This is a genomic window from Mucilaginibacter sp. (genome assembly GCF_036383575.1).
Classification (GTDB): domain Bacteria; phylum Bacteroidota; class Bacteroidia; order Sphingobacteriales; family Sphingobacteriaceae; genus Mucilaginibacter.
The window spans coordinates 1-11,815 of sequence record NZ_DASVOB010000529.1 but is presented as its reverse complement, the minus strand read 5'-3'; the positions used below and the strand labels follow the sequence as shown (position 1 = coordinate 11,815).

Annotated in this window: 10 protein-coding genes; 6 read left to right on the top strand and 4 right to left on the bottom strand. The window is 42.0% G+C overall.

The window, feature by feature from the left end; translation table 11 throughout:
* Positions 1 to 1,249: AAA family ATPase (locus VF500_RS18705; RefSeq protein WP_330861137.1), on the bottom strand; the 1,249-nt coding region annotated here is incomplete at its 3' end.
* A 168-nt stretch (positions 1,250 to 1,417) separates the two neighbouring features.
* Between VF500_RS18705 and VF500_RS18700 the strand changes: the two genes are divergently transcribed.
* The 5 genes from VF500_RS18700 (at position 1,418) to VF500_RS18680 (ending at position 7,053) form a co-directional block, all read left to right on the top strand.
* A complete protein-coding gene (locus VF500_RS18700; protein ID WP_330861136.1) occupies positions 1,418 to 2,194 on the top strand; it encodes an HNH endonuclease in 777 nt (258 codons plus the stop codon).
* A gap of 596 nt (positions 2,195 to 2,790) precedes the next feature.
* A complete protein-coding gene (locus tag VF500_RS18695; RefSeq protein ID WP_330861135.1) occupies positions 2,791 to 3,471 on the top strand; it encodes a DUF6134 family protein in 681 nt (226 codons plus the stop codon).
* 23 nt (positions 3,472 to 3,494) lie between these two features.
* Positions 3,495 to 4,133: an RNA polymerase sigma-70 factor gene (locus tag VF500_RS18690; protein ID WP_330861134.1), complete on the top strand. Its 639-nt coding sequence runs from the start codon at positions 3,495 to 3,497 to the stop codon at positions 4,131 to 4,133.
* Complete coding sequence (locus VF500_RS18685; RefSeq protein WP_330861133.1) at positions 4,130 to 5,122, top strand: FecR domain-containing protein; 993 nt, start codon at positions 4,130 to 4,132, stop codon at positions 5,120 to 5,122. The genes VF500_RS18690 and VF500_RS18685 overlap by 4 nt, the downstream gene beginning before the upstream one ends.
* Positions 5,123 to 5,301: 179 nt before the next feature.
* Positions 5,302 to 7,053 carry a carboxypeptidase-like regulatory domain-containing protein gene (locus tag VF500_RS18680; RefSeq protein ID WP_330861132.1) on the top strand — a complete coding sequence of 584 codons (1,752 nt, stop codon included), beginning with the start codon at positions 5,302 to 5,304 and terminating at the stop codon, positions 7,051 to 7,053.
* 722 nt (positions 7,054 to 7,775) lie between these two features.
* Here the strand turns inward: VF500_RS18680 and VF500_RS18675 are convergent.
* A complete protein-coding gene (locus tag VF500_RS18675; protein WP_330861131.1) occupies positions 7,776 to 9,314 on the bottom strand; it encodes a Do family serine endopeptidase in 1,539 nt (512 codons plus the stop codon).
* A gap of 182 nt (positions 9,315 to 9,496) precedes the next feature.
* Between VF500_RS18675 and dapF the strand changes: the two genes are divergently transcribed.
* Positions 9,497 to 10,282, top strand: a complete 786-nt coding sequence (gene dapF / locus VF500_RS18670) for a diaminopimelate epimerase (protein WP_330861130.1) — start codon at positions 9,497 to 9,499, stop codon at positions 10,280 to 10,282.
* Positions 10,283 to 10,440: 158 nt separating this feature from the next.
* On the opposite strand, the gene VF500_RS18665 is transcribed toward dapF, so the two are convergent.
* Positions 10,441 to 10,854 carry a hypothetical protein gene (locus tag VF500_RS18665; RefSeq protein ID WP_330861129.1) on the bottom strand — a complete coding sequence of 138 codons (414 nt, stop codon included), beginning with the start codon at positions 10,852 to 10,854 and terminating at the stop codon, positions 10,441 to 10,443.
* A gap of 232 nt (positions 10,855 to 11,086) precedes the next feature.
* The gene (locus tag VF500_RS18660; protein WP_330861128.1) at positions 11,087 to 11,413 is read right to left on the bottom strand and encodes a nucleotide pyrophosphohydrolase; all 327 of its coding nucleotides are present in this window, start codon (positions 11,411 to 11,413) and stop codon (positions 11,087 to 11,089) included.
* Positions 11,414 to 11,815: the final 402 nt, after the last annotated feature.

Sequence of the window (11,815 nt, the reverse complement as noted above, 5' to 3'; positions counted from 1 at the left end):
TAGGCTGGAAATATGTACGTTGATTTGGATGTGCAGCAACAAAATTCTTATACAAAACCGCTTCTATATCAGTACTTTCTGGCGAATAATCAATAGTGTCATCTATATCTACGGTCTTGTTTCTAACAATATATGCCCCTGACAACCATTTCGGATTAATAAGATGGTGACTATGAGTTGTATATATTAACTTCGAGTTTTTAAGTATTTTTTCAAACGTTTGCAATAGTTTTTTTTGAGCGGTGGAATGCAAATTAGACGCAGGCTCATCTAACATAAATAAAATTTCTCCATTATTATTTGCTCGATTCTTACGAAATTCTGTAAATAACAAAAAGGTAAAAAACCACCTAAATCCTAAACTTCGTTCCGCTATTTGATAATAATTAGAATGCTCTTTCAAATTAAACTCTAAATAGAAGCCATCCATTTTATCTTGAGAATAGCTTATCACTATTTCTTTACCTTTTGAGTCAAATATAGCCTCCCATGCATCAAAAACTATCTTTGTAACCTTAGAACTCATCTTCAACAGTGTTGAATCCAAGGATCTTTTTGCGTCACTATTGTTTGCCTTTAATCTGCTCAAAATATGCTTTTCAATGGTTAAATTAGGATCTATGGAACTAAGAATATCACCTATTACTTCTCTATATAACGGTTGTTCATCAGATTCATTTACTGTCTCTTCAAGAAATATTTTTTCAGGGAAATCAAATAAGAAATTAGGGTAGTAAAGAATAGGAGGAATAAGTTCTTTAAGTATTAGGCTCTCTATCATATTATCTTCTTCTTTGAAATCGGATAACTTCTTTATTGTCTTAGATTTTCCTTTTGAGAGAGATATATTAAATAAACAAAGCCTTTTATTTGACCCCTTTTGATGTTCAGAATCCTTGAATTGATAAATCTTAAAAAGCATTAAATCTTTATCTATCTTGACATTCTTAAAGCCCAGGCCTTTCAATTTCTCAGTTATAGTTTCAATATCTTTTTCATCAAAGCTTAAACGAGCTGTAATATCTATGGTCTCATTAAAATTTATTCTATGACTTTTGGGAATGTAGTCATGCACATTGTGAGGAGTATCCGGTATGTTCAGCAGTGATATCGCTTCCAAAATAGTTGTTTTCCCGCTTTCGTTTAATCCTACAAGCGTGAAAATTTTAGATTGGGGATCTTTAATTAAATTAAGCTTAAGTAACTTTATTCCTTTATAATTTTTGATATCGAATCCTGTATAATACATAACGGTTTAAAACAATAAATATATGATTTCCAAACATATCATAACAATGTTTTATACCTTGCCATTAAGCTTATATTGCATCATGCGATACGACAATCTTCGAGTCTCCATAATAATAGTTTAAATACTCGGTGCAAACATGTATTTTTCGAGGTAGAAAAATAACCGATGAAACAAGGCCAAACACTATGGACAAAAGATGAGCTAACATTAGCCATCAACCTATACACTAAATTGCTGTTCGGCCAAATCCACCAAAACAATCCATTAATTAAAGAACTTTCCGGTTTAATAGGAAGAACACCAGGTTCTGTAGCTTTGAAGTTGGTGAACTTTGCAAGTTTAGATCCTGTTTTAAAACAGCGAAGCATTAAAGGCATGAGCAACGCCAGCAAACTGGACAAAGAAGTTTGGGACGAGTACATGCACCGCTGGGATGAAAAGTACATGGAGGGCGAAGTATTGCTTGCTCAAAAGAAACATACTACTGTAGAGATGTTATATGCTATCAACCTTGATGAATACCAGGAGAGTGAAGGGCGGGAAGTTACACGGTCGGTCAAGGTGCGTTTAAATCAATCTATCTTTAGGGATGTTGTACTTTCAAATTACAACAATCAATGTTGTATAACCGGCATTGCTATACCAGGCTTATTGGTTGCAAGCCATATAGCACCGTGGAGCAAGGACAAGGGCAATCGCCTAAATCCTCAAAATGGCTTTGCCCTAAACGCGCTGCATGATAAAGCCTTTGATAAGCACATGATAACCGTTACCGAAGATTTCAAGATCAAGGTTTCGCCTAAGTTTTATACGCAACAAGATGTTCCTGCTATCAAACAAAATTTTATCGATATAGATGGCAAAGCGCTCCTTGAGCCTAAGAAATTTTATCCCAAAGTTGAGTTTCTAAAATTGCACAACGAAATATTCGTGAGCTTGTAAATAGCTGGAGGGCTTTGACTTTATATATAAGCGAGCTGTAGCATCTAATGATTTTCGTGATATCACGAAAATCATTATTAAAAAATAGCTCTTAAATCTCATCCAAATGGTGGCGCTACATTGTCAGTACCCCACCCAACCACCATCACCCAAAATCATTTTCTCCAAAAAAACATAAAAAAACGCCCAAAATTCAACCTATTTAAAACCACAAAACTGGAACGCCTAATTTTCACACCAAAAAGCTTTAATGGCTGATTTACAGTAATTTAGTATTGTTTCAACTTGTTTGTTAAAGAGCTGATAGTCAGTGTAAATAGTGTTTCAGCCCGTTCCGCGTTTCACTCTCAATTTTTGGAACATTGCCGTTTTTATTCAAAAAACCTCAACAACTATTTTCAATTTTTAGTGGGGAATCAAAAAATTGGGACACCCGATTTTTTTTACTATGTTTGCTATCTATACAATATAGATAGATATAGTAGTATTTAATTAATTAAGCAAAATAATGCAAAGACATAGGGGTAAAAGTTTAGAGTGTTGTAATAAAGTAAACGCGTTAAAAGCTTTATTCAATCACTTTAAAATAATTACCCATGATACCTGCACTGATAATTTGGTTATTTAAAAAATACATCCTCCCCTCATTCCGCAACAAAACCTTTCCGGTATTAAAAATATTCGGTCCGCTGAAAAAGGTGGCCGTGGTGCTGGCTTTGCTATGTCTCGCTGCCGGTGCTGTGGCGCAGGAGCAAACGGTTAAGTACAATGTACTGCACAGCGGCAAGGTTGTTGGTCACATGAACCTATACCAAAAGCGCCAGGGCGATGAGTTGTACCTCAAAATGATCTCGGAAGTAAAAATGCGCTTCATTTTCAGCGTTAAGGTTGATATCCAGGAGGAGAGCACTTTTAACAATGGCAAGCTGATAAATTCGCTGGTGTGCCGTCATGTTAATGGTTCAGAAAAATGCAATCGCCAAACCAAAGCTGTTGCCACAGGCTACCAAACCATTGCCGAGGGCAAATGCGGCCGGGTTGATCAAAAACAAATTGCCGCCAACCTCATGCTGCTCTACTGCCGCGAACCCGACGACCAGGCTCAGGTGTACTCTGATAACTTTCAGCAGTTTTTACAGGTTAAACAGGTGAGCCCGCATGTATACCGCATCGACCTGCCCGATGGTAACTATAATTTCTACAGCTACACCAATGGGGTGTGCAGCAAGGTTGATATTCATCATTCGCTGTACACTATCCAGATCCAGCTGGCCTGATTTATTTTTAACATTTGGGCTCTATGAATTTAACGGCCAAACAAGCTATCTTTAGCGCTAACATCTACCCCCTGAAAGTGGAATATAGCGATAGCACGGCCATTGGTTTAATTAAACAGGGAAGCCAGAAGGCTTTTGAACGACTTTTTAAAGATCACTTTAAAAGTCTGCACGCCTACGCCTACACTTTTTTAAAGGATGATGAAATGGCCGAAGAGGTAGTACAAAACGTTTTTTGCCGAATTTGGGAAAAACGCGATCAACTGAAAACCGACGGTAGTATCAAGGCCTATCTGTACCGCTCTGTACATAACGAAAGCTTGAACTATTTAAAGCACCAGAAGGTACGCGCCAATTTCGGCGTTTATTATGCTGATGAAATGGAGCAGAACAGCAGCAGCGAACTGGCCTCCAAAAAATTGCTCACTGCCGAACTGCAAAAGCATATTGAAAAAGCCCTGAGCGAACTACCCGAGCAGTGCCGCATCATTTTTCAACTGAGCAGGTTTGAGCAGCTTAAATATCAGCAAATTGCCGATCATATGGGTCTCTCGATCAAAACTATCGAAAACCAGATGGGCAAAGCGCTACGGGTAATGCGCCAGAAACTGGCCGAGTTTTTACCCATAATTTTATTGTTATTTATTAATTGGTTTGTATGAGCTATACCGGTATGCCCATAGATGATGATTTGCTGGTGAAATACCTGGTTGGCGAAGCTACGCCCACCGAGGTGGAAGCTATACAGAACTGGATTGCCGCTTCGCCTGCTAACAGGCAGGAATATGATAATTTTAAGCTGATCTGGGACGAGAGTCAGCATATAGCCTCTACCAAAAACCTGGATGAGGATGCAGCCTATCTCCGTCTGCAAAAAAGACTGAATAATGCGGCTCCAACGACAGCCCCAACGGCGCAGGTCCGCAAAATGAAAACAAGCTGGTGGGTAGGTATCGCGGCATCACTATTGTTGGTTTGTACCGTGGCCTGGTTAACCATAAGCCACTACTATGATAATAAGGCTATTGCTTTTGTTAAGATAGACAGCAAGGCCCAAACCCGTGTGCAAACCCTGCCCGATGGTTCGGTAGTTACTCTAAACAGTCATAGTACCCTGATTTACCCCGAAAAGTTTACCGGCAAGATTCGCCCCGTTACCATGTTGGGCGAAGCTTTCTTCAAAGTTACGCCCGATAAAACAAAACCTTTTATAATTAAGGTGAATGGTGTAACGGTTAGGGTGGTTGGCACGTCATTCAATGTGAAGAGCCGCAACGACAAAACACAGGTAATTGTAGAAACGGGGATTGTTAACGTGAGCGAGAAAACCAAAAACGTAAACCTCAATCCCGGTGAAAAAGTACTGGTAACTAAAAAGGATGGTCTGCTTGCCAAGGAGAGCATTAAAGGACGTTTATATAACTATTATGCAACCCATGAGTTGGTTTGCGACGAAACCCCGTTGCATGAGCTGGTAAGTTCGCTGAACGAGGTATATGGCGCGCACATTGTTATCGGTAATAATGGTATCGCTAACCTGCCTATTACCACGGTGTTTAAAGACCAGTCGTTAGATCAGGTATTGCTGGTGATCTCCGAAACGTTTAAGATCAAGGTGGAGCGTGGGAGAAAAGGGATTGTGTTGAAGTAGGGATAAAAATTTCTACACCATGTCATTGCGAGGAGTATGCGTGAGGCTGTGTATGGCGCGACGTGGCAATCTCGTCGGCATGCATAAACGACATGCTTATTCGACAGGCATTGGCTACGAGATTGCCACGCTTCGCTCGCAATGACATGGGTTATTAATATTGGTTGGAGAATACTTTTATGTTGTATAAACTACATCGTTACCTAAACTATACCATTGCCCTGCTGCTCCTGACAGCCTTAACCGCCCGTGCCGATTCCATTCTTTCCAAAAGCATATCGGTACACGTAACCGAAATGCGCTTAGGCACAGTGCTTAAAACCATCGAGCAAAAAGGAAACTTCTATTTTTCATACAATAGCAATATCGTAAAAACCGACAGCCTGGTTACCATCAATGCCGATAACTGGACAATCAAAGAGGTGCTCGACCATATGCTCAGCTACCGCTTTGAATACCGCGAATCGAAGAATTTTATTATCCTGAGATATGCACCTTTGCAGCTTACCATAGTCACCGACAAAGCTGCAACCGAAGGAGATAGCTACAATATCAGCGGTTCCATAACCGATGAGCAAACCGGTCATAAGCTGCCCAATGCCAGCGTATACTCGCACGAGCAATTACAATCGGTACTAACCGACAAGGAAGGCCATTTTGATATCACCCTCCGTAACGAAGGCCAGCCGATCACGCTCACCATCAGCAGGGAATTTTATAAGGATACCACGGTTACCTTTTTGGCCGATGTTACCGTAAGGAGCACCGACACCACACTAAAAAAAAAGAGCCTGCTGGGTTACATCCTTAGTGACGATTATTCGGGCGTTGAAAACACTTCCTTAGGCAGATTATTCCTCTCCACCAAACAACAGATCCAGGCCGCCAACCTCGGCGGGTTGATCGCTCAGGCCCCATTCCAGGCCTCAGTTATACCAGGCGTGAGCACCCACGGCAATTTCAGTGGCCAGGTAGTAAACGTAGTTTCCCTCAATGCCGTCGGTGGTTATAATGCCGGGGTTGACGGTTTTGAAATGGGTATTATCTTCAATTTAGATAAGGGCGACGTAGGCGCTGTGCAAATAGCCGGGATCTTCAACGTAGTAGGCGGTTCGGTAAACGGTATTCAACTTGGTGGTTTGTATAACAACGTGCTTGGTAACGTGCGGGGTATCCAATTAGCTCTGCTGCACAATAGCGTAAAGCAAAACATGAATGGCCTGCAGCTATCGGCCCTTTACAATCATACACGTGGAGCAGTCCGGGGGATTCAATTGGGGGCAATCGGTAATATCGCCGGTAAAAATTCCGACGCTTTACAACTGGGTGGGATCGGGAATATTGCTCAACAAAAATTTGGCGGGCTGCAGGTTGCGGGATTGTTCAATTATGCCAAACATCTTACCGGGGTACAGCTGGCACTCGTAAACATTGCCGATACTTCGTCGGGTTTTAGCATTGGCTTGCTGAATATCATCAACAGCGGCTATCATAAGCTGGCTATCTCCACCAACGAAACGCAGAATATCAACCTCGCCTTCAAAAACGGTAATAGCAACCTGTACACCATTTGGCAGGGCGGTATGCGGGTTGATGGCAATAGTAAGCTCTATTCTTTTGGATTAGGTTTCGGGCGGGAGTTTGGTTTAGGCCGGCATTTAGCCATTAACACAGAAATTGGTTCAAGCTACCTGTATCAGGGAACCTGGTTAAAAACTAACCAGCTTAATAAATTCAATCTTGATCTTACTTATAAAGTAAGCCGCAAGTTTTCCATTTTTGCAGGCCCTTCTTTAAATTTCCTCTATTCAGATCAGCGTACGCCTGTTGATGGTTATGCTTATGTGCGGGATCTGCACCATTCGTTTATTCATGATAATCGCAACTGGAGTGGTTGGGTTGGATGGAGCTTTGGGGTTAATCTGTTTTGAGGCGTTTGGGTTGCAATTAAAAGCCTTTTGGGATTTGTAACTAACATCGTCGCCCTCTTGGCCGGGCGAGGGCCAGTTACTTTTGTCTTGACACAAAAGTAACCAAAAAGTCAAGTCAGCAGATAGGCTTCTTTGCGCACAAGGCCTCTGCCCTGCAAACCGGGCAGAACCACGGGCTGCAATTATTTTGCCCTGCTTCGCTCGCTCATTACCCGCCCTTCTGCAAAAACTTGCTATGCCCCTGCAGCCGCACATGCCCACCATTGTTCTGCCCGCTTTCGCCCGAAGCTTACCTGCTGACGGGAGAAGGAGAGAAGTAAGACAGTTAGAGTCAGGAAACAAGACAGCAAGAGTCAGGAAACAAGACAGCAAGAGTCAGGAAACAAGACAACAAGAGTCAAGAAATAAGACAACAAGAGTCGAGAAACCACATAAAGCAAAGATTCAATGAGGAGCTTTGGTTGTTATAACACCCAAAACAAAAGCGCGCCGGCCCGACAAAAAAGCGGGCCTGGGAGTATGGCCTGCGGGGGGAAGCATTTTTTTGTCTTGATGTTTGGTTACTTTGCATCTAAGGTAAAGTAACTGGCCCCGCCCGGCCAAGAGGGCGACGATGTAAGTTATAAAACCACAAAAGCTGTTAAGCACCCAGCAATCCTCATAAAAAACAAAGCCCCGGTCAAAAGACCAGGGCTTCATATGCAAAATCACTTTAAAAATGCTTATTGAGCCGGGAACGCGCTGCTGAAGTGCGAACCATCAGGGTAGATACCTGCAATGATAATATTGCCTTGTATCGGTTTTACAATTGCCCTGTCAATATCATCGATACTGGTAATTGGCAATTTGTTGATGCTGGTGATCACTACACCTTCAGGTATTTCGGCTGCGTCAAACAAGCCGCCTTCACGTACCTGGGTTACCAGTACACCTGCGTTAACATGCAGTTTTGCTTTTTCGGCAGGGGTTAAAGCGTGGAAGCTTGCGCCTAATTTGTTAAACAACTCTTCGGCCGATTTAGATGTTGCTGCTGTACGGTTTGTAGCCGGAGCTGCATCGCCTTTAAGCGTTACCGCGAAATCTTTATCCTTGCCATCGCGCTGTACGGTAATGTTGATCTTATCGCCAGGCTGTAAGCGGCCTACACGTTCCTGCAGATCGGATGATTCATAAACCGGATTGCCTTCAACCTTAACAATAATATCGCCTTTGCGTAAACCTGCCTGCTCGGCGCCACCGCCCGGTACCAGGTCGTTCACGTATAAACCATTGGTGGTTGTTACGTCAAGCTTCTGGGCGTTGTCGGGGTTAAGTTCGGTGAAGGTTACACCAACAAAGCCACGTTTAACAGTGCCGAATTTCTTAATATCATTCAGTACCTTTTTAGCCAGGTTAACCGGAATGGCAAAGCCATAGCCTTCGTATGAGCCGGTGTGTGAAGCGATTGCTGCGTTAATACCGATCAGCTCGCCACGGGTGTTAACCAATGCGCCACCGCTGTTACCGGGGTTAATGGCTGCATCTGTTTGGATGAACGACTCAATAGCCTTGTTCAATTTAGGGGCAGTTTGCTGACGGGTACGGCCAAACGGATTTTCGTCCGAATTATCTTCGCTGCCAATGATGCCGATATTACGGCCTTTAGCGCTGATGATACCGGCGGTAACGGTTGATGTTAAGTTAAAAGGGTTACCTACAGCTAACACCCATTCGCCAACTTTAGCTTCATCGCTGTTGCCTAATTTAACAATAGGCAGGTTGGTAGCGCTAACTTTGATCAGGGCCAGATCTGTACTTGGGTCGGTGCCGATAACTTTGGCGCTGAATGTACGGTGATCATTAGTGGCAACGGTAATTTTATCAGCTTTTTCAACTACGTGGTTGTTAGTTACAATATAGCCATCAGGCGAGATAATAACACCCGAACCAGATGCCATTTGCGGCCCTTGCGGACGCGCACGCTGACCGAACATATCGCCGAACATTTGCTCCAGTTGATCCTGACCGCCACCGCCACTGGCCTTACTGCTGTAAGTAGTGCGGATGTAAACCACCGCAGGGGTAGCTACAGCTGCTGCCTGAGTAAAATCCAGATCGCCGGTTGATGAAACCGGGGTTGACGGATTACTTGTAAAATATACTTTTTGTTTGTCCTCAAAGCTCATGTTGTCTGAGTACTTATTTTCGATAACCTTGTACACGCCCAAGGCCATCGCACCCCCAACAAAAGCGGTTAATAGTGTTAAACCTATCTTTTTCATTTATTATTTGCCTTTCTTATTATTAAGTTTACAGATCAAATTTAATACCATATAGACGAGATAATCAATGATAAGTTATCCCGTTTTTTGTTAAAATTTGTTAAATGCATAAACATCGGTCATTTTAATTGTTAGCACGGATTTTGTGAAGGTTAAAAGATTGATATTAAAGGGATAGTATTGTGAAGTTACATTTTTATAAGTACCAGGGCGCAGGAAATGATTTTATTTTAATTGATAACCGTGATAATAGCGTTGATCATCATAATCCTGAGCTGATTTCGGGCCTGTGCGACAGGCGTTTCGGTATCGGGGGCGATGGCCTCATGCTGCTGCAAAACAAAGAAGGGTACGATTTTGAGATGGTTTATTATAATGCCGACGGCCAGCCGAGCAGCATGTGCGGGAATGGCGGTCGCTGTATTGTGGCCTTCGCCAAATTTTTAGGCGTTATTGAATCCGAAACTGAATTTTTGGCCGTAGATGGTCCGCATTATGCCAAAATTTCAGACGAGGGCGATTGGGTAAGCCTGCAAATGATCAACGTAAGCGAAGTTAGTACCGACGCCGACGCCTATGTACTTAATACCGGCTCGCCGCACTATGTAAAATTGGTTGATGGCCTTGGGCAGCGCAATGTTTACCAGGAAGGCCATGCCATCCGTAACAATGCCACGTACCGTAAGAATGGTATCAATGTGAATTTTGTTGAGCCGATGGACGAAGGCTACTTCGTACGCACCTTTGAGCGTGGGGTAGAGGATGAAACCTTTGCCTGCGGTACTGGCGTTACAGCCGTTGCATTAGCCATGGCACAGCATAAACAACAAACCGGGCATATAACAACACCCATAAAAGTATTAGGCGGCAACCTCAATATCCGCTTTGATTACGATGGCAAAGCTTTTACAGATATCTTTTTAGAAGGCCCAGCTGTGAAGGTTTTTGAAGGCGAGGTTGTGATTTAAAGAGAGAAGCAAGAAATCAAGATTCAGGAAGCAGGAAGACAAGAATATAAAACTATGTCATTGCGAGGCACGAAGCAACCGCACGGAGGCAGAGCCGTTCTGTATAGCATGCGGTTGCCACGCTGCGCTCGCAATGACATCCAAAGGGAAGTGGGTGATTAATGTACCGGTTTCAACAAACTAAAAAACGTCCCATCCATTATAACGCTACCAATAGCGTCAAAGACATTTTTCCTGGAAGCTTCCTCCTTCATGTCCTCAGCATAAAAAATATGGTCAACGCCTAATGTTTTCAGGAATGGATCAATTTTGGAGTGCCATTTATTTTTATAACAGCAAATCTTGATGCTTTTGTATGATGGGTTTGCGCTTAAACGACGAAGGATCTTTTCTATATCATTGACAAGATGGTCGTAATCAAGTATAAGCAGGTTGGGTTTGATATCGTGTATTGCCGGAAAGATAGCCGCCGTGATTGAAATATGTTTAAAGACCTTGTTATTGGGCAATACATCAAGGCCAACTATATGAGGAGCAACCAACAGTACAACTTTAGACCGTACACGGATCATGACTAATTAATTAGGGTGCTTAAAATTAGTTGTTAAATTTCTACTTGTCAAGCATTTATTAAATAATTTAATAAGAACTCTTCCCTTTTAATTAAATTTTCATTTGTCAATCCCTTTTATCATTTAGATTTTTATAATTTTAATACTAAATTAATCTTTTAGGTAGTTTTTATGTTTTTTGCATCTGTTTTTTACCGCTTTTTTAAATAGTTAACGGGTGTGCAACTAAACACTATTTCAATTTTTCATTGTTTTTATGCCGTTCTGCATCACGGACACTTTTCTTATCCATGTTTTTTACCAGCGCCTCAGTGAGGTCGATCCCGGTTTGATTAGCCAGGCAAATGAGCACAAAAAGTACATCAGCCATTTCATCGGCAAGGTTAACTTCCATGTCCGATTTTTTGAACGATTGCTCGCCGTACTGCCTTGCCATAATACGGGCTACCTCTCCAACCTCTTCCATTAAAATGGCGGTATTGGTGAGCTCATTAAAATACCTGATGCCCATTGTTTTTATCCAGTTGTCTACAAGTTGCTGTGCCTCGCTGATCTCCATAAAATATTTTTTTGTGCAGGAATTGAATGCGCACGAATTTCACAAATTCGATCTGCTTTACTAAATCTTTTATTGAAAAATTTTTACACGAATGCTTTGCAAGCCCCAGACAATTAATCGAATTACACGAATTTGAAACAACTTAAGATTCGTGTAATTCGATTAATACGTAAAAAATCATGTAGAAATTTTTAATTTATCGTTTTTCAATCTGCATGTTGCAATTAAATGAAAAAACCTTGTAAGGTTTCGCATTCCCAACCGACCAACCGGGAAATAACTAAAAAACGAAACATGAAAATCAGATCAATTATTTCGGGCGCCCTTATCGCCATTTTCGCTGTTACCGGCCTTACAGCTAACATACAGGCTAAAACATCATTTCCTTCACATAATACTGTT